General features: G+C 66.0%; 19 protein-coding genes. 7 read left to right on the forward strand and 12 right to left on the reverse strand.

The features are described 5' to 3' along the window. Nucleotides 1-7: 7 nt before the first annotated feature. The gene (locus ACIA48_RS05875; RefSeq protein ID WP_396728649.1) at nt 8-916 is read right to left on the reverse strand and encodes an alpha/beta fold hydrolase; all 909 of its coding nucleotides are present in this window, start codon (nt 914-916) and stop codon (nt 8-10) included. A gap of 69 nt (nt 917-985) precedes the next feature. Here ACIA48_RS05875 and ACIA48_RS05880 point away from each other — a divergent pair, with 69 nt between their 5' ends. After that, nucleotides 986-2635 (forward strand): alkaline phosphatase D family protein, encoded by a 1650-nt coding sequence (locus tag ACIA48_RS05880; protein ID WP_396728651.1) that lies wholly within the window; start codon nt 986-988, stop codon nt 2633-2635. On the opposite strand, the gene dxs is transcribed toward ACIA48_RS05880, so the two are convergent. Beyond that, nucleotides 2616-4529: a 1-deoxy-D-xylulose-5-phosphate synthase gene (dxs, locus tag ACIA48_RS05885; RefSeq protein ID WP_396728653.1), complete on the reverse strand. Its 1914-nt coding sequence runs from the start codon at nt 4527-4529 to the stop codon at nt 2616-2618. The two genes, ACIA48_RS05880 and dxs, sit on opposite strands and share 20 nt — an antisense overlap. 9 nt (nt 4530-4538) lie before the next feature. Next, nucleotides 4539-5840, reverse strand: coding sequence for a Na+/H+ antiporter NhaA (gene nhaA / locus ACIA48_RS05890; protein WP_396728655.1), 1302 nt, complete (start codon nt 5838-5840; stop codon nt 4539-4541). 130 nt (nt 5841-5970) lie between these two features. Here nhaA and ACIA48_RS05895 point away from each other — a divergent pair, with 130 nt between their 5' ends. After that, complete coding sequence (locus ACIA48_RS05895; protein ID WP_396728657.1) at nt 5971-6432, forward strand: hypothetical protein; 462 nt, start codon at nt 5971-5973, stop codon at nt 6430-6432. Here the strand turns inward: ACIA48_RS05895 and ACIA48_RS05900 are convergent. The 3 genes from ACIA48_RS05900 to ACIA48_RS05910 form a co-directional block, all read right to left on the reverse strand. Then, nucleotides 6425-6907, reverse strand: coding sequence for an MSMEG_6728 family protein (locus ACIA48_RS05900; protein WP_396728659.1), 483 nt, complete (start codon nt 6905-6907; stop codon nt 6425-6427). The genes ACIA48_RS05895 and ACIA48_RS05900 overlap by 8 nt on opposite strands. Before the next feature lie 83 nt (nt 6908-6990). Beyond that, complete coding sequence (locus tag ACIA48_RS05905) at nt 6991-8232, reverse strand: class I SAM-dependent RNA methyltransferase (RefSeq protein ID WP_396728661.1); 1242 nt, start codon at nt 8230-8232, stop codon at nt 6991-6993. Further along, nucleotides 8229-10226 carry an APC family permease gene (locus tag ACIA48_RS05910; protein ID WP_396728663.1) on the reverse strand — a complete coding sequence of 666 codons (1998 nt, stop codon included), beginning with the start codon at nt 10224-10226 and terminating at the stop codon, nt 8229-8231. Before ACIA48_RS05910 ends, ACIA48_RS05905 begins: the two co-directional genes overlap by 4 nt. Before the next feature lie 76 nt (nt 10227-10302). On the opposite strand from ACIA48_RS05910, the gene ACIA48_RS05915 reads away from it, so the two are divergent. Further along, nucleotides 10303-10977, forward strand: a complete 675-nt coding sequence (locus tag ACIA48_RS05915) for a potassium channel family protein (RefSeq protein ID WP_396728665.1) — start codon at nt 10303-10305, stop codon at nt 10975-10977. Further along, nucleotides 10974-11639 carry a potassium channel family protein gene (locus ACIA48_RS05920; protein ID WP_396728667.1) on the forward strand — a complete coding sequence of 222 codons (666 nt, stop codon included), beginning with the start codon at nt 10974-10976 and terminating at the stop codon, nt 11637-11639. The genes ACIA48_RS05915 and ACIA48_RS05920 overlap by 4 nt, the downstream gene beginning before the upstream one ends. Here the strand turns inward: ACIA48_RS05920 and ACIA48_RS05925 are convergent. The 3 genes from ACIA48_RS05925 to ACIA48_RS05935 are packed head-to-tail and all read right to left on the reverse strand — an operon-like array spanning nt 11620 to nt 14211. Next, nucleotides 11620-13137: an MFS transporter gene (locus ACIA48_RS05925; protein WP_396728669.1), complete on the reverse strand. Its 1518-nt coding sequence runs from the start codon at nt 13135-13137 to the stop codon at nt 11620-11622. The two genes, ACIA48_RS05920 and ACIA48_RS05925, sit on opposite strands and share 20 nt — an antisense overlap. Next, nucleotides 13127-13843 (reverse strand): DUF3159 domain-containing protein, encoded by a 717-nt coding sequence (locus ACIA48_RS05930; protein WP_396728671.1) that lies wholly within the window; start codon nt 13841-13843, stop codon nt 13127-13129. Before ACIA48_RS05930 ends, ACIA48_RS05925 begins: the two co-directional genes overlap by 11 nt. After that, nucleotides 13840-14211: an OB-fold nucleic acid binding domain-containing protein gene (locus ACIA48_RS05935; RefSeq protein ID WP_396728673.1), complete on the reverse strand. Its 372-nt coding sequence runs from the start codon at nt 14209-14211 to the stop codon at nt 13840-13842. Before ACIA48_RS05935 ends, ACIA48_RS05930 begins: the two co-directional genes overlap by 4 nt. A gap of 136 nt (nt 14212-14347) precedes the next feature. Between ACIA48_RS05935 and ACIA48_RS05940 the strand changes: the two genes are divergently transcribed. After that, complete coding sequence (locus ACIA48_RS05940) at nt 14348-15046, forward strand: alpha/beta hydrolase (protein ID WP_396728675.1); 699 nt, start codon at nt 14348-14350, stop codon at nt 15044-15046. Between the two features lie 48 nt (nt 15047-15094). On the opposite strand, the gene ACIA48_RS05945 is transcribed toward ACIA48_RS05940, so the two are convergent. Together ACIA48_RS05945 and dut are read right to left on the reverse strand one after the other, a co-directional pair. Then, entirely contained in the window at nt 15095-15844 is a 750-nt protein-coding gene (locus ACIA48_RS05945) for a DUF3710 domain-containing protein (protein WP_396728677.1), read from the reverse strand. A gap of 1 nt (nt 15845) precedes the next feature. Then, complete coding sequence (gene dut / locus ACIA48_RS05950) at nt 15846-16310, reverse strand: dUTP diphosphatase (RefSeq protein WP_396728679.1); 465 nt, start codon at nt 16308-16310, stop codon at nt 15846-15848. A 25-nt stretch (nt 16311-16335) separates the two neighbouring features. Here dut and ACIA48_RS05955 point away from each other — a divergent pair, with 25 nt between their 5' ends. Beyond that, complete coding sequence (locus tag ACIA48_RS05955; protein ID WP_396728681.1) at nt 16336-16815, forward strand: DUF3093 domain-containing protein; 480 nt, start codon at nt 16336-16338, stop codon at nt 16813-16815. Between the two features lie 5 nt (nt 16816-16820). Here the strand turns inward: ACIA48_RS05955 and ACIA48_RS05960 are convergent, their stop codons facing one another. Continuing rightward, entirely contained in the window at nt 16821-17123 is a 303-nt protein-coding gene (locus tag ACIA48_RS05960) for a DUF4193 domain-containing protein (RefSeq protein WP_396728683.1), read from the reverse strand. A gap of 164 nt (nt 17124-17287) precedes the next feature. On the opposite strand from ACIA48_RS05960, the gene cei reads away from it, so the two are divergent. After that, nucleotides 17288-17944, forward strand: coding sequence for an envelope integrity protein Cei (gene cei, locus ACIA48_RS05965; RefSeq protein WP_396728685.1), 657 nt, complete (start codon nt 17288-17290; stop codon nt 17942-17944).

Raw genomic sequence — 17944 nt, forward strand, 5'->3', positions numbered from 1 at the left:
TACGCGTTCAGCCGACGCGATCGATGTGCGCCAGCATGTGCTTCAGCACCACGTCGGGAGCCTCGATCTGCGGCCAGTGACCGATGTCGTCGGCGAGCATCACCACGTCGGCATCGGGAATGACCTCGGCATACCGGCGAGCCATGTGAGCGCCGGAATTCGGGTCGATAGGCCCGTCGATGAGCCGCATCGGCACCGCGGTCTCGCGCATCGCGCGCACCCACCGATTGCGGTGGGTGTAGCGGTCGGCCAGGAAGCGTCCGACCTTGTGCATCACCCGCTTACCGTCGTTGTACTCAAGAATCTCGTGGAATCGGTCCATCAACTCGCGTGAGGGCTTGGTGTTGGGGCCGAACATCTCGTTGATCGTCGGTTCCACCATCCGCCGTGACAGCGGGCTGCCCTGCAGCGGACTCAGCAGATCGCCCAACGGCGTCGCCGACATCAGCTTCTGCATGGTCCGCGGTGTGTAGGCCTCGTTGAACATTCCACCGTTGAGCCATGTGATGGACCGATAGCGCACCGATCCATACGCGTGCTGGCCCAACTCACTGCGGGCCAAAAGTTCCTGGCCGACCGAATCACCGAGGTCGTGCGCGAGCATGTGGCAGGTGCCGACGTTCAAATGGTCGAGAAGCGCCTCGTGCATGTCGGCGTGGTCGTGCACCGAGTAGCCGTAGGCGACCGGTTTGGCCGAGAAGCCCATACCGATCATGTCGGGTGCAATGACGGTGAACCGCTCGACCAGTGCGGGCCAGATCAGCGACCAGTCCGACGAGTTGAACGGGTAGCCATGGACGGCCAGCAGAATGGGCGCTTCGCCGATCGGCGGTCCGTCAACCCGGTAGAAGATCTCGAAGCCCAAGTAGTCGAAGTACTGGCCGGCAGCCTTCCAGCGCGCGAGTTCTGCATCCATGACCAGACTCTGCCACGAGCATCTCGTGACTCCAGGACGCGGCCCGCCAGGTGCCCTAATGTCGAAGCGGTGAGCTTGCTCCTAGGACCGACTCTGCGGCACGTCTCTGACACGACGGCACTGGTGTGGGTGCAGACCGAAAGCGCGGGCACCGTAGAGGTTCTGGGACATTCGGCACACACGTTCGAAGTGCAGGGACACCATTTCGCACTCGTCACGGTGACCGGGCTCGAACCAGACAGCGTGACCGAGTACCAGGTGAGTTTCGAAGGGGCGAGGGTGTGGCCACTCACCGACCCCGCCTTCGGGAAGTTCCCACCGAGCGTGATTCGCACTCGAGGGCCCGATACTGCGCACAGGTTGCGCGCGATCTTCGGGTCGTGCCGGTATCCCAAGACTGAGATCAAGAAGGTCGAGAAGAAACTCAAGCACGACGCGCTGGACTCCTACGCGACACGGATGCGCGATCTGCCGATCGACAAGTGGCCCGATGCGCTGATTCTGCTCGGTGACCAGCTCTACGCCGACGAGCTTCCGCCCGACGAAGTGCGCCGGGTGGCGGGTCGCAGGCGCAATCGGCACGGCAACCGGCCACCCGATGAGGTCGTCACCTTCGCCGAGTACGAGCGGCTGTACCGGCATTCGTGGGGCGACCCGGAGATCCGGTGGCTGATGTCGACCGTGCCGACGGCGATGATTTTCGACGACCACGACATCCGCGACGATTGGAACACCTCGAAGGCATGGCGCGCGGAGATGGCGGGCCTGGACTGGTGGCACGACCGGATTCGCGCGGGTCTGGCGTCGTACTGGGTGTACCAGCATCTGGGTAACCTGAGCCCCGACGAACTGGCCGACAACGAGGACTACCAGAAACTGGTCGTCCTTGACGGCGATACCTGGACGCATCTCGCCGAGGTGGCGGACAGGGCCGACCGCGAGATCGATGCCACCAAGGGCGTCCGGTTCAGCTACCGGTGGGACCTCGGCCGCACCCGCCTCATCATGATCGACTCCCGCAACGGCCGGATCCTGGATTCGGACGAACGGATGATGATCAGCGAGAAGGAGTTTCGCTGGGTCGAGGCGAAATCTGAGGAGAATCCCGAGACGCTCGACCACCTGTTACTGGCGACATCGGTGCCCTGGCTGATGCCGCCTGCCATCGGCGATCTCGAAACGCTCAACGAACGAGCCGCCGACCGTGACGGCTGGCGCGGAAAGCTCGGCGAAAAGCTGCGAAAAGCAATCGATTTCGAACACTGGCCGGCGTTCTACAAATCGTTGGTGCGGCTCGGCAAAATGATCGAGCGGATCGCCAATCATCCCGACGGCCCTGCCACGATCGGCATCCTGTCCGGGGACGTGCACCACAGCTATGCGGCCCGCGCCGAGGTCGACGGCGTATCACCCGACGGGTCGACTGTGCATCAGCTGGTGTGCTCGCCCGTGCACAACTACGTACCGCTGTTCGTCAAGCCCGCGTTCCTCCTTGGCTGGACGAAGCCCGCGGCCGCCGTGACCCGCTGGTGGGTGCGACGTGCCGGCGTGCCTTCGCCGCCGGTGGCCTGGACCAACGTCTGCGGCCCGCTGTTCGGAAACACCATCGCGACCGTCGAGGTCGAGGGCCGGAGCGCCGAGGTCTTTTTCGAGCAGCCAAGCGAGACCGACGCGTTGCAGGAAGTAGGCCGGGTACCGCTCAATCGAGCTGGCGGCTGACCTCGGCCTCGGAGACGGCCGAACCCTGAGCCGCCACCCAGCCGGTGATCTGGCGCGCGATGTTGCGGTCGGTCAGCCCGACCTCGGCTAGCACTTCACCACGCGAAGCGTGGGCGAAGAACTCCTGCGGCAACCCAGCATCGCGGCAGGGCACGTCGACCTCGGCCCGGCGCAGCGCCGCTGACACGGCGGATCCGATGCCGCCGTTCACGCCGTTGTCCTCGATGGTGACGACCAGCTTGTGCGCGCCCGCCAATTCGTTGAGGGCCTCAGGCACCGGAAGGACCCACCGCGGGTCGACGACCGTCACACCGATGCCCTGATTGCGCAGCCGCCCAGCGACCGCGAGCGCCATCGCCGCGAAGGGGCCAACCGCAACAACGAGTACGTCGTCGGACAGCCCATCGCCCGGAACCGCGAGCACATCGACACCGTCGCGGCGTTCGATCGCCGGAATGTCTTCGCCGACATCGCCTTTCGGGAACCGAATGGCGGTCGGTCCGTCCTTGATGTTGAGCGCTTCGCCCAGTTCTTCACGCAGGCGGGTGCCGTCACGCGGTGCGGCCACCCGCATGCCGGGCACGATGCCCAGCATCGACAGGTCCCACATACCGTTGTGGCTGGCACCGTCCGGGCCGGTGACGCCAGAGCGATCCAGAACCATCGTTACCGGCAGCTTGTGCAGCGCGACGTCCATCATGACCTGATCGAACGCACGGTTCAGGAACGTCGAGTAGATCGCCACGACCGGATGCATGCCACCCATCGCCAGACCGGCGGCCGACGTCATCGCATGCTGCTCGGCGATACCGACGTCAAAGAACCTGTCGGGGAACCGCTTCCGGAAGTCGGAGAGCCCCGTCGGACCCGGCATCGCAGCGGTGATGGCCACGACGTCGCGCCGCCGGGCGGCGTAGCCGATGAGCGCCTCGGAGAACGCCGACGTCCAACCTGGGCCGGGCACGGACGTCGCCAGTCCCGTCTCGGGATCGATGACACCGCACGAGTGCATCTGGTCGGCCTCGTCGTTCTCGGCCGGTGCGTACCCCATGCCCTTGCGGGTGACGACGTGCACGATCACGGGCGCATTGAAGCCACGCGCATGACGCAGCGCGGTCTCCACCGCATGCTCGTCGTGACCGTCGATGGGGCCCACGTACTTCAGGCCGAGGTCGGTGAACATCACCTGCGGCGAGAGCGCATCCTTGATGCCGGCCTTGATGCTGTGCATGGACTGGTAGAAGAGCTTGCCGAGGATCGGCACCTTCTGGACGGCCCTACGGCCCTCCTCGAGCACCCGCTCGTAGCCCGGTTGGAGGCGCAGACCCGCCATGTGTTCGGCGAAGCCGCCGATTGTCGGCGCGTAGCTACGGCCGTTGTCGTTGACGATGATCACGACCGGGCGCCGGGACGCGGCGATGTTGTTGAGCGCCTCCCAGCACATGCCGCCGGTGAGCGCGCCGTCGCCGACGACGGCGACCACGTGGCGGTTGCGGTGCCCGGACAGTTCGAAGGCCTTGGCCAGTCCGTCGGCATACGACAGCGCGGCACTGGCATGGCTGGACTCGACCCAGTCGTGCTCGCTTTCGCTGCGTGACGGGTAGCCCGAAAGGCCGTCCTTCTTGCGCAGCGTGTCGAAGTCGTGGCTGCGACCCGTCAGCATCTTGTGCACATAGGACTGGTGTCCGGTGTCGAAGATGATCGGGTCGTGCGGCGAGTCGAAGACCCGATGGAGCGCAAGTGTGAGCTCGACCACGCCGAGGTTGGGGCCGAGGTGACCGCCGGTTGCAGCGACCTTGTGAATCAGGAATTCGCGGATTTCCTGCGCCAGTTCACTCATCTGGGACTGGGTCAAGTGCTGCAGATCAGCGGGCCCGCGGATCTGTTCAAGCATCCCGTCAGTCTACGCACCAGGTTCGGTACGGTCCTGTCGAGACTCGTAGACATCGGGCACACCGTCTTGATCAGCGTCGGCAGTCTCGATTTCATATATGCGCCGATACGCCGCATTTCTGCTCAACAGCACCGCAGATGCCAGTGCACCTGCGACAACAGACCCGACGAGCACGCCGATCTTGACGTCGTCGCCGGCCGGGGTTCCATACCCGAACGCCAGTTCACCGATTAATAACGAAACTGTGAACCCGATGCCGGCCAATAGCGACACCCCGAAAACATCACGCCAGGCGAGATCGTCGTCGAGGTTCGCGCGGGTGAATTTGGCCAACAGAAACGACGTGCCGAGCACACCCAGCGGCTTGCCGATCACCAGTCCCGCGATGACACCGAAAGTGACCGGATGGGCCACTGCCGCCCCGAAGCCGGACCAGCCCCCGACCGTCACACCCGCCGCGAAGAACGCGAACACCGGAACCGCAACGCCCGCGGACACCGGACGCATTCGATGCTCGAAGTCCTCGGCGCTTGCGTGCCTGCCGAGCACCGGCACCGTGAAGCCCAGCAGCACACCCGCGACGGTGGCATGCACGCCGCTGGAATGCACCAGCGCCCACGTGGCCACCGCCAGCGGGACCAACACCCACCAATGCCGCACCCCCTGCTGAACGGCAAGGGCGAACAGCCCGCCTGGCACCAGCGCGAGCGCAAGCGCCCACAGCGACAAGTGGTCGGTGTAGAAGAAAGCGATCACTGTGATCGCCAGCAGATCGTCGACCACCGCCAGCGTCAGCAGGAAGGTCCGCAGCGCGCTAGGCAGATGAGTCGACAACACGGCGAGCACCGCTACCGCGAACGCAATGTCGGTGGCCGTCGGCACCGCCCACCCGACGATGTTCTCTGACTGGCCGGCCGACAGGTTGACGGCGACGAAGATCGCGGCGGGCACCACCATGCCGCCGACGGCCGCGAGTATCGGCAGCGCGGCACGACGCGGGTCGCGTAGATCGCCGGCGACAAACTCGCGCTTGAGTTCCACGCCGACGACGAAGAAGAAGATGGCGAGCAGTCCGTCCGCTGCCCACGCCGACAGGCTCAGGTTCAGGTGCAGCGCCTCAGGACCGACAGTGAATTCCGATAGCGCGTCGTAGCTGCGCGACCACGGCGAGTTCGCCCAGACCAGCGCTGCCCCCGCGGCGATCAGCAGCAGCACACCGCCCACGGTTTCCTGGCGCAGAATTTGGGCGAGCCGCTTGGCCTCAGGCCAGGTCCCGCGCGTCAGGAGGCGCCGGTTGAGGGGATTGCTCACGATTTGTCTCCTGGGTACGTCCTGGTCACCATTCATCGACTGCCGACCAGACTTCCCGGCACACCTGCGGCCAACGTAACAGCATGTAGGCCGCCGTCGCGCGCTGACGTCGGATACTTTGGGGACAGCCATGATCATCGAACGGCAGAGCGTTATCGATGCACCCGTCGACCGGGTGTGGGCCCGCGTGGTCACTCCCGAGGGCATCAACGACGAACTGCGCCCGTGGATGACGATGTCGATGCCGCGCGGTGCGAAGGACCTGACTGTCGACACCGTGCCTGTCGGAACGCCGGTCGGCCGCTGCTGGATGCGGCTGTTCGGCGTATTGCCGTTCGACTACGACCACCTGATGATCGCCGAGTTGTGGCCGGGTCGTGGCTTTGACGAGCAATCGACGATGCTGTCCATGCGCAGCTGGCGCCATGAGCGCACCCTCGAACCCGATGGCGATGCGAAAACCGTTGTGCGCGATCGTCTCACCTTCGAGCTGCGCACTCCCGTGCGGGTGCTGACGCCCGTCATCGCCGCCGGTATTCGCGCCCTGTTCGGACACCGGCAGCGACGGCTGCAGCGACACTTCACTAGCTGACGGGTACGCGGCGCTCGCGATCCGAAGCGGGCCAGATGTACGGCAGATCATCCGGGACATCTTGAAAATAGGGCCGGTAGTGCTGCGGATCTTTTCGCAACAACGCCGACTGATGGCTGAGATGAAAGGCGTTGTCCCCCAGCCACGGCGGAATGTCGCCCGCAGCCGCCAGGTCATCCTGGGACCGGGGTGAACCTATGCCGGTCGTCAGCGTGAGCTCCGAGACGAGCGTGGCGGCACACGTGTCCGCCTTACCGGTTCGACACCACTCAACGCAGATATCGAGACCATAGCGGACCAATGCCTCCTCGTAACCCGCCCACATCGCGGCGGCGGGGTGATGACGCCAGCCGTACCCGGGCACGGTGAGTGCTCGCAGGACCTGGATGGTTTCGACGCGCTGCTTCCCGAGTCGACGCACGTCGAGTACACACGCGCTGGTCGTGAAGTCGGGATAGGGCAAGAACGTCTGCACACCGGCTGGGATACCCCGAAATCGCGTATTGACTCTGCGGTGAGGGCCGTCGATTGGTTTACTTCTGCGCCGTGGACGCAGAGTCAACGGGTGAGCACCGCAACGCACTCGACGTGATGCGTCAACGGGAACGAGTCGAAGACCCGCAGATCCTCGACCGCATAGCCGTGGCCGCGGTACAACCCGATATCGCGGGCGAATGATGCGGCCTCACAACCGATGTGAATCACCCGCGGCACCTCGGCGTGGGCCAGCAGATCGATCACCTCGCGACCGGCACCCGTGCGCGGCGGGTCCAGCACCGCGACGTTGGGCCGTCGCCGCTGTGCGCCCAGTGCCCTGCGCACCGAATCGGTGACGACCGAAACCCATCCCAGGTCGGCCAGCGCCTCGCGCGCCGACCGTGACGCGCCGCGCGACGTGTCGACGGTGACGACCTTCCCGGTGTCACCGACGGAGTGTGCCAGCGCCGCGGCGAAAATCCCTGCCCCACCGTACAAATCCCACGCCGTCATTCCCGGACGCAACTGTGCCCACTCGGACACCAGCCCGCTGTAAACCTGCGGGGCGTCGCGGTGCGCCTGCCAGAACGCGGTCACCGGCACCCGCCACATCCGGTCCCCGACGCGCTGCACCGCCTCGTATTCACCCTCGATGACGTGCGTGGCGGTCTTGCGACCCTCCCGAGGACCCGACTGCACCACGTGCCGGGCACCGTCGTCGTCGACGGCCACATGGACATGGGCGCCCTGCGGCCAGACCCAGTCATTGATGCCGTCGAGCATGCCAGGCGGCAGCTGCGCACAACCGAGATCGGTGACCAGTTCAGCGCTGTGATAACGGTGAAATCCGGCCTTCCCCAGCGCAGAGGTGTCCAATCGCACCCGGGTCCGCCAACCGGTGACCCCGCTCTCGCCTACCGGCTCGGCCACCGCGTCGTCCTCGTCACGCCAGGCGTACCCGCCCAGCCGCACCAGCTGATTGGCTACCACCGCGCCCTTCAGTCGCCGCACCGCAGCCGGATCGGCGAACGCCAGATCGCAACACCCCGCGCCATCCACCCCGGCGATAGGGCAGACAGAGTCAACGCGATCCGCGGAAGGGTCGATGACCTCGACAACGTCGGCGTGCCAATACGATCCTCGATCCGAGGCGCCGTCCCTGATCCGGACCCGGACCGTCTCACCGGGTAGCGCGTAGCGGACGAACACCACACGACCGTCATGGCGCGCGACACAACTGCCGCCATTGGCGGGCGGCCCCACGGTCAAGGTGAGTTCGGACGGCGAGCCCTGCGGCCCGTCGACCGTTCCGTCTTCGCTCAATCCAGGAAGCCCCTACGTGCGTCGCCCGGCGCGGACTGCGGCTGCAGAGTCTTGAGGCGTTCCGACGAACTCAGTTGCCACGGCACCGATGTCACCATCACATTCGGCTCGAACAAGAGCCGCCCCTTGAGCCGCAGCGCACTCTGGTTGTGCAGCACCTGTTCCCACCAATGACCGACCACATACTCGGGGATGAAGACCGTCACCACGGTGCGCGGCGATTCCTTGCTGACCCGTTTGACGTAGTCAAGCACCGGCCGAGTGATCTCACGGTACGGCGAGGCGATCACCTTCAACGGGGTGCTGATGTCGCTGCCTTCCCACTTGTGCACCAGCGCGCGCGTCTCGGCGTCGTCGACGCTGACCGTGATGGCCTCGAGCACGTCGGGTCGGGTTGCCCTGGCGTAGGCCAGCGCCCGCATCGTCGGCAGATGCAGCTTGGACACCAGAACGATCGCGTGGTTGCGGCTCGGCAACACCATGCTGTCGGCTTCTTCGGCCTCTTGGGCTTCCAGTTCGCGCGCGACGGTGTTGTAGTGCTTCTGGATCGATTTCATGATGACGAACAATGCACCCATCGCGAGGATTGCGATCCACGCGCCCGCGACGAATTTCGTCACCACCACGATGACCAAAACAGTTGCCGTGCATACGCATCCGATGGTGTTGATCACCCGCGACCGCTTCATATTGGCCCGCACGGCGGCCTCGGTCTCGGTGCGCAACAGTCGGGTCCAGTGCCGCACCATGCCGATCTGGCTCAGCGTGAACGACACGAACACACCCACGATGTAGAGCTGGATGAGTGCCGTCACCTCGGCCTGGAAGGCCACGACGAATGCGACGGCGGCCAATGCCAGGAACAGGATTCCGTTGGAGAACGCCAGCCGGTCACCGCGGGTGTGCAGCTGCCGCGGCAGGTAACGGTCCTGGGCGAGAATCGAAGCCAGCACGGGGAACCCGTTGAACGCGGTGTTGGCCGCCAGCACGAGGATCAACGCCGTGACACCGGCGATCAGATACAGCCCGATCGTGAAGTCGTGGAAGACCGCGTCGGCCAGCTGGGCGATCAAGGTCTTCTGGTGATAATCGGCTGGGGCGCCCACCAGCTGTGTCTGTGGATGCTCGACGATCTGCACGCCGGTTTCCTTGGCCAGCATGATGATTCCCATGAACAGCGTGATGGCGATCGCACCCAGCAGCGCCAGCGTCGTCGCGGCGTTGCGCGACTTGGGTTTCCGGAATGCTGGAACGCCATTGCTGATGGCCTCGACTCCGGTCAACGCCGCACTGCCCGACGAGAACGCCCGCGCCACAAGAAATACGAGCGCGAAACCGAGAATCTCGCCATGGTCGGGGTGCATCTCGAAGCCGGCCGACTCCGCGCGCAGCGGCGTGTCGAGCACATAGATCTGGAAGAAACCCCACCCGAGCATGATGAAGATGCCGACCATGAACGCATAGGTAGGAATCGCGAACGCGGTGCCGGATTCCCGGATACCGCGGAGGTTGATCGACGCCAACAGCAGTATGGCGATAACAGCGAACAACACCTTGTGCTGATTGATGAACGGCACCGCCGACCCGATGTTCGACATCGCCGAGGACATCGACACCGCGACCGTCAGCACGTAGTCGACCAGAAGCGCGCTGGCGACCGTCAGACCCGCGGTCGGACCGAGGTTGGTAGTGACCACCTCGTAGTCGCCGCCGCCCGACGGATACGCATGCACGTTCTGCCGGTAGCTTGCGATCACGACGAGCATGACCCCGGCAACGGCCAGACCGATCCACGGTGTCATCGAATACGCCGTCAGGCCCGCGACCGAGAGCACCAGGAAGATTTCCTCCGGCGCGTAGGCCACCGAGGACAGTGCGTCGGAGGCGAACACCGGCAGGGCGATCCGCTTGGGCAGCAGGGTGTGCGCCAGCTTGTCGCTGCGGAACGGCTTGCCGAGAAACAACCGCCGCGTGACGGTCGAAAGCTTTGACACGAGTGCCAAGGGTAAGCCCAGTGGTGAATGGTTGTAGCGTTCCGAGTGCGCAGGTTCGACCGGAAGGGACCAACAGGTGCGAGTAGTGGTGATGGGATGCGGCCGCGTCGGCGCGTCGCTGTCCGACAGTCTGGCCCGTATCGGCCACGACGTTGCGGTCATCGACCGGGACAGCACCGCGTTTCACCGTCTGTCCCCCGACTTCCCTGGCGAGCGGGTGTTGGGCATGGGATTCGACCGCGACGTGCTGCTGCGGGCGGGTATCGAGGATGCTGGCGCATTCGCGGCCGTGTCGTCAGGTGACAATTCCAACATCATCTCCGCGCGTGTCGCCCGTGAGACGTTCAGCGTCGAGCGCGTGGTGGCGCGCATCTACGACGCCAAACGTGCCGCGGTCTACGAGCGGCTGGGCATTCCGACCGTCGCCACCGTGCCGTGGACGACCGACCGGCTGCTCAACGTGCTGACCCGTGAAACCGAGACCACTAAGTGGCGCGACCCGTCAGGCAACGTCGGCGTGACCGAGCTGGCGCTGCACGAGGAATGGGTCGGCCGGCGGCTGACAAACCTCGAATCCGCCACCGGTGGCCGGGTGGCGTTCCTGATCCGCTTCGGCGAGGGCTACCTGCCCGACGCCAAGACCGTCGTCCAGGCGGGCGATCAGGTGTTCATGGCCGCCATCGCCGGACATATCGCCGAGGCGCTGGCCATCGCGGCGCTGCCGCCCGGCGAGGACGACGAGGCGCAATGAGGGTCGCCATCGCCGGGGCGGGCGCGGTCGGACGGTCGATCGCCAGGGAGCTCGTCGACAGCCACGAGGTCACACTGCTCGAACGCAACACCGACCACATCGACGTCGACGCGATTCCCGCCGCCCAGTGGCGCCTGGGCGACGCGTGCGAGCTGACCGTGCTGGAGTCGGTCGGACTGCAGGATTTCGACGTCGTGATCGCCGCAACGGGCGACGACAAGGTCAACGTGGTCGTCAGCCTGCTGGCCAAGACCGAGTTCGCCGTGCCCCGCGTGGTGGCCCGCGTCAACGACCCCCGCAACGAGTGGCTGTTCGACGAGAACTGGGGCGTCGACGTGGCGGTGTCCACACCACGCATGTTGGCCTCACTGGTCGAGGAAGCCGTCGCCGTCGGCGATCTGGTGCGGCTGATGGAGTTCCGCAAAGGTCAGGCGAACCTGGTGGAGATCACCCTGCCCGACGACACCCCGTGGGGCGGAAAACCCGTCAAACGTCTCGAACTTCCCCGCGACGCCACGCTGGTGACAATCCTGCGCGGTCCGCGCGTGATCGTGCCCGAGGGCGACGAGCCGCTGGAGGGTGGCGACGAACTGCTGTTCGTCGCGGTCACCGAGGTCGAGGATCGACTGCAGGAATTGTTACTCAATCCCGAGGCGCGCTGACCGTCCGCGGGGTGTAGACCGGCGGCGGGGTCGCCCTGTCGTGACAGGGCGCCGTTGACTCCGCTGAGACGCGGCCGAGATCGCTTTGCTCATTGCGGATACCCACCGCAGAAATCACCCCGGCGAGCACGAAGAGCACTGCCGTTACCAACATTCCCTGCCGGAACCCCGCGAAATCGACTGCGCTGACACCGTTCCCGTCGCTTCGCTCGCCCAGGGCGATGATCACGCCTGTGAAAGCGATCGCGATCAGGCCCGAGATGCGGGACACCGCGTTGTTGATCGCCGAACCGATACCGCTCTGTACGGGATCGACCGCAGCCAGAATCGCTGCCGTGAGGGGCGACACGGTGATGGTCAATCCGAGTCCGAACACCACGAGGCCGGGCAACATCTGCGTCCAGAAGTCGAACGGCTCAGCAGCCCGAGACATCAGCAGATAGCCGACCGCAGCGATCAGCGGTCCGACCGCCATGAACAGCCGCGGCCCGTGTCTGCCGGCCAGTGTGCCGAACCGGCGGGCCAGGAGAAACGAGAGCACCGGCACGGGCAGACTGGCCAAACCCGCGGCCGTAGCCGACAGCCCGGCAGTCTCCTGCAGGAACAGCCCGACGACGAGCATGCCGAGCGAGACACCCGCGTAGAGGAAAACCGTGGCCAGGTTCCCGACGGCGAAATTGCGGGCCGTGAAGATGTGCAGCGGCATCATCGGCGCCGGTGTTCGCCACTCCCACAACGGGAACGCGATCAGGCACACGAGACCGATCGCGAGAGCGACGACGACCGCGGGATGCGAAAAGCCCAGCCGCTGACCCTCGATCAGGGCGTACACCGCACCGGTGAGACCGACCGCGTTCAGCACCGCCCCGACGACGTCGACGCGCGCCGACCGATTCGAGGCGGCGAACTCACCCGCGGGCAACTTGGTCGCGAGGTAGAGCGTCATCGCCAGCGGGACGAGGTTGACCCCGAAGATCCACCGCCAGTTCAGCGCGTCGACCAAGACGCCGCCCAAGAGTGGCCCGACCACGAAAGCCGTTCCAGTCCAAGCGGTCCAGGTTCCGATCGCGCGGGCTTGGGCCGCCCCGGAGAAGCGGGAGTTGATCATCGCGAGCGAACTCGGCACCAGGAACGCCGCGCCGATGCCCTGCAAACAACGCGCCGCGACGAGCACCCAGCCGGTGGGCGCCACCGCGCACAGCGCCGAGGACACCGCGAATACCGCGAGGCCCATACGCAACACCGCGAGCCGGCCGAACTGGTCGGAGATCGCCCCGGCGACGAGGATCAGCGCGCCGAGTGTGAGCAGGTAGCCGTCGACCACCCACTGCTGCAGCGCCAAACCGCCGCCGAAGTCGCGCCCGATCGCGGGCAACGCCAGATTGACCACGGACCCGTCGAGAAACGCGACGAAGGACGCCAGCACGGCAACCGCGACGAGCGGCTTGTCGGTGTCGTCGTCGCGGCGACGACTCAGATCGTCAGGCTCAGTGGGCATCCGGCTGCGTTACGCCCGGAGTCTCGCTCTGTGCGTCTCCCGGAAGGGCTTCGACCTCAGAGGCTTCGGGGCTCTCGGCGTGGATCGCCCGTTGCGCCGCCCGGATGGCGAGATAGGTGACCAATGCCGCCACCGCCGTCAGCGGCCAACCCATCGAGATGCGTGCGACACCCAACCAGCCCGTCTGATCGGCGTCGTAGAGGTGGTGCTGGACGACGAAGCGGGAGCCGAAGACGAGCACCCACACCATCGTCGCGATGTCGAACGCCCGGACCGCCTTGCGCACCTCGCGCCAATCGCGATCGTGGTCGTTGACCCAGCCCCAGACGTAGCCGACGACGGGACGGCGGATAACCACTGACAGCGTGAAGACGGATGCCCAGATCAACGACGACCAAATGCCAAGCAGGAAATAGCCTTTGGACTCGCCCATGAAATAGGCGATCGCCGCGCAGATGCCGACACCGATGAATCCGGAGATCGCCGGCTGGGTGGACTCGCGGCGTACCAGTCGCCACACCAGGATGAGCGCGGCGATACCGAGGGCGGAGTAGATGGCTGCGGTGAGCCCGAAGAATTGGGATACCGGGACGAACGCCACCACCGGTAGCGAGGAGTAGATCAGACCGCTGACGCCGCCCATTTGCTCCAGGACGGCGTGTGCCTTGCTGGAACGCTTCCCCGGTTCAGGTCCGGGGTCACTCACTTTTGGATCTCGTAGTGCGGGTTGTAGATCGCTTTGGTGCCGTTGTCCAGTTTGCCGACGCGGCCATGGACCTTGAGCATGCGGCCCGATTCGATGCCGGGGATCCGACGCTGGCCGAGCCAGACCAGCATCACGGTGTCGGTGCCGTCGAACAGTTCGGCCTTGACGCCGCCCGCGCAGCCTTTGCCGTTGCATTCGACGCTGCGCAGGGTGCCGACCATGGTGACTTCCTGCCCGCGTTGACAGTCGATCGCCTTGGAGGCGCCGGTGTTGGCGGCTTCGTCACTCAGCTCTTCGACGTCGAGTTGTTCCGGGGCCTCAGTCAGCCGCCGGGTCAGTCGGCGTAGGTACCCTTCGGCCGTAGCCATGGTCTCTCCTGAACGTTCCGCAGATCTACCGTTGATCTATACCCCGAACAACGCCACGGTAGACCTCTTGGTTCCGATCTGCCACGCGGGGTGAGTCGACGCGCCGATCAGGCAGTTTTCAAGGCACCATCGTGTGATGAGCGTCATTCTGCGCGGCGTCACGACGGTGCTGCTGCCCGGCACCGGATCCGACGACGACTACGTGTACCGGGCGTTTTCGGCGGCCCTCCATGACCAGGGCGCCGTGGTCGTCACCCCCAAGCCCCAACCTGCCCGACTCGTCGACGGGTATCACGACGCTCTGGACAACGCGGCGCGCACAGCGCCGATCGCTGTCGGCGGGGTGTCCATCGGTGCCGCGGTGGCGGCCGCGTGGGCGCTTGCTTATCCCGGCCGCACGGTCGCAGTCCTCGCGGCGCTGCCGGCGTGGACGGGCGCACCGGACATGGCGCCCGCCGCGATAGCTGCGCGCCACTCAGCGAGTGTGCTGCGACGCGACGGGCTGGCGTCGGCCACCGCGCAGATGCGGGCGGGCAGCCCGCAGTGGCTGGCCGACGAGCTCACCCGGTCTTGGGTGGGCCAGTGGCCGTCGCTGCCCGACGCGATGGACGCCGCGGCGACCTACGTGGCGCCGACGTGCAGCGAGTTGGAACGGCTGGCGGTCCCGATGGGCATCGCGGCGGCCACCGACGATCCGGTGCACCCGGTGGAGGTGGGCGTCGAGTGGATGACGGCGGCACCGCGTGCGGCCTTGCGCACGATCACGCTCGACGAGTTGGGCGCCGACCCGGCCGTGCTGGGCGCTGCCTGCGTGTCCGCGCTGCTGGAGGCGTGACTTCGGTGTAGTCAGTCGCGCTGACCGCGACCGATCACACCGAAATCGCTATCCGCCGGTGATGGTTCGCAATTGCTGCATGGCCGAACCCTGCTCGCTGCGGCGCGCGGCCGGCGTCGGCGCTGCCGGCTGCTGATCGCCAGCCTGCTGCGCCTGCTGAGCCGCGGCGGCCCGCAGCTGGTTCGCCATCGGTTCGGGCAGCTCGACCGGCAGCGGGGTGCGCACCGGCAACGGGGTGTCGCCGCGGCGAACCACGGTGTCGGCCAGCGCATCTCGCGCCTGCTTCGCAAGCGCGTCGGCGCTCTCCTCGGGGCCGTTCACGACGCACCGAATCATCCAGCGATAGCCGTCGACGCCGATGAACCGCACCACACCGGATTCCTGGGCGCCCGGCGCCGCGCCGACGACCTCACGGCCCCACCGGCCGTCCTTGATCGCCACCTGCGCGGCGTCCTTACGCAACGACTCCGCCAGTTCGGCGGCGACCTCACGCCACAGGCCCGCGGACTTGGGTGCGGCGTAGGCGGCGACGGTGAACCGGCCGTAGGGCGTGACGACCCACACCGCACTGGGCACACCCTGCTGGGTGAGCTCCACCTGCACCTGCCCGGCCTCCGGCAGCGGTATGAGCACCGAACCCAGGTCGAGACGTCCTTCGGCCGCAACCGCCGGATCGTCGAAGTCCTCGATGTCGAACGGACCATCCAGGTCGTCGTCATTTTCGGTCACCGGGGTGACCTCGTCTCCGCTGTCACCGCTGCTGCCGCTCTCGTCGCCTTTTTGCTTACCGAATGCCATTTCACAAACTCGCATGTCCGCCGGAGGAACCGTGGCCGCCGTCGCCACGGGAAGTGTCTGCCAGACCAGCTTCGTCGAACGACGTCACCTCGACCAGTTCGGGCAGCTCGACGCGCTGAACCAAAAGCTGTGCGATCCGGTCTCCGCGGTGCACGACAATGGGTTCAACCGGGTCGAGATTGATCAATGACACCTTGATCTCGCCGCGGTATCCGGCGTCGACCGTACCGGGGCTGTTCACGATCGAAAGTCCCACGCGGGCAGCCAAACCCGAACGCGGGTGAATCAGTCCGACCATCCCGTGCGGGATGGCGACCGCGATGCCGGTCGGCACGAGCGCACGCTGACCCGGAGCCAGTTCGACCTCGGTGGCGCTGAACAGATCGACACCCGCGTCGCCCTCATGGGCACGACTCGGCATGGGCAGATCGGGGTCCAGGCGCACGACCGCGAGAGTGGTGGACACGACGTCAGAGATTACTCTTGGCCCCGTGTCCGACACGCGCGCCACGTCCCAAACCGTTCGCTACCGCGAACGGCTGATGGTGCCGTGGTGGTGGTGGCTGCCCGGCATGGGATTGGCCGCGCTGATCGCACTCGAAGTCAACCAGGGCGTGCCTGCGATCCCGGTCTGGCTGCCCTACGCCGTATTGCTGCCGGTCGCGGCCGTCGTGCTGCTGATGTTGGGCAACACGCAGGTGCGTGTGGTCCAGGGGACGGGTGAAACCGAGCTGTGGGTCGGCGACGCGCATCTGCCCGTCAGCGTCATCTCCCGGTCGGCCGAAGTTCCGCGCAGCGCGAAATCCGCCGCCCTGGGACGTCAGCTGGATCCGGCCGCCTACGTCGTGCACAAGGCATGGATCGGCCCCATGATTCTTCTGGTTCTCGACGATCTGGACGATCCGACGCCGTATTGGCTGGTGAGTTGCCGTCACCCCGACCGGGTGCTGGCGGCGCTGCGCAGTTCCTGAGGTTGTCAGGCCGCGCAGTCGGTGCAGATCATCAGGCCGTTCTTCTCGCTGGCGAGACGACTGCGGTGATGGACCAGGAAGCAGCTCGAGCAGGTGAACTCATCAGCTTGTTTCGGGATGACGCGGACCGACAGCTCCTCACCGGACAGGTCGGCTCCGGGCAGTTCGAAAGATTCGGCGGATTCAGACTCGTCGACGTCAACAACGGCGGACTGGGCCTCGTTACGCCGCGCCTTCAGCTCCTCCAGCGAATCCTCCGAAACGTCATCTGTTTCGGTACGCCGCGGGGCGTCGTAATCGGTAGCCATTTCGTGTCCCCTCCATCAGACCTTGCAGCAGTGCTTTGTACCAGCGTCGAACGCATCCACCAAATGATTCGTGCCCGGATTGAAACACGTTGCACTGTGATTTACATCACAGTCTCGTAGATGCCACCGCGAGGTCGCAGCGACGGGGCCTTTAGAGTGCTCTCGTGGTCGCGCAAATCACAGAGGGTACGGCATTCGACAGACACGGTCGCCCATTCCGGCATCGCAATTACCTGCCTGGGATTCTGGTGCTCGTCGCCCTGGCCGTCGTGACGCTGACCATCTGGGTCATCGCCCTCAACCAGCCGGTCGCCGTGGAAGAGACCCTGGCGTGCAATCCACCGCCTCCGCCGGCAGACGCGAACAACCCGCCACCGGCGCTCGGAGAGCAGCTGACCCGCAGCGAGATGGTCGACGTCACCCCCGCCAAGCTCGCCGACGCCAAGATCAGAGTCCTCAATGCGAGCGGCCAGGGCGGCCAGGCCGCCGAAGTGGCCGGCGCGCTGCGCGATCAGGGTTTCGCCGAGCCGACGGCAGCCAATGACGCCGTCTACGCCAGCGCGCGGCTGACGTGCCAGGGCCAGATCCGGTTCGGCCCCTCCGGGCGAGCGGCCGCCGCCGCGGTCTGGCTGGTCGCGCCGTGCACCGAATTGTTCGAGGACAAGCGCACCGACGACACGGTCGATCTGGCGATCGGCACCGAGTTCACCGAACTGAGTCACAGCGACGACATCGACGCCGCGCTCGCCAGCCTGCGTCCCGATGCGACGCAGACGATCGACACGGCACTGCTGGAGAAGATTCACTCCAGCACCTGCTAG

The sequence above is a fragment of the Mycobacterium sp. NPDC051804 genome, from assembly GCF_044452905.1.
Taxonomy (GTDB): domain Bacteria; phylum Actinomycetota; class Actinomycetes; order Mycobacteriales; family Mycobacteriaceae; genus Mycobacterium.

What these genes read in the sequence shown, in the direction of transcription:
- ACIA48_RS05925 (WP_396728669.1), bottom strand. Translation starts at nt 13,137, where the DNA reads ATGCCCACTGAGCCTGACGATCTGAGTCGTCGCCGCGACGACGACACC.
- ACIA48_RS05895 (WP_396728657.1), top strand. Translation starts at nt 5,971, where the DNA reads ATGATCATCGAACGGCAGAGCGTTATCGATGCACCCGTCGACCGGGTG.
- ACIA48_RS05935 (WP_396728673.1), bottom strand. Translation starts at nt 14,211, where the DNA reads ATGGCTACGGCCGAAGGGTACCTACGCCGACTGACCCGGCGGCTGACT.
- ACIA48_RS05960 (WP_396728683.1), bottom strand. Translation starts at nt 17,123, where the DNA reads ATGGCTACCGATTACGACGCCCCGCGGCGTACCGAAACAGATGACGTT.
- dxs (WP_396728653.1), bottom strand. Translation starts at nt 4,529, where the DNA reads ATGCTTGAACAGATCCGCGGGCCCGCTGATCTGCAGCACTTGACCCAG.
- ACIA48_RS05920 (WP_396728667.1), top strand. Translation starts at nt 10,974, where the DNA reads ATGAGGGTCGCCATCGCCGGGGCGGGCGCGGTCGGACGGTCGATCGCC.
- ACIA48_RS05940 (WP_396728675.1), top strand. Translation starts at nt 14,348, where the DNA reads ATGAGCGTCATTCTGCGCGGCGTCACGACGGTGCTGCTGCCCGGCACC.
- ACIA48_RS05875 (WP_396728649.1), bottom strand. Translation starts at nt 916, where the DNA reads ATGGATGCAGAACTCGCGCGCTGGAAGGCTGCCGGCCAGTACTTCGAC.
- ACIA48_RS05945 (WP_396728677.1), bottom strand. Translation starts at nt 15,844, where the DNA reads ATGGCATTCGGTAAGCAAAAAGGCGACGAGAGCGGCAGCAGCGGTGAC.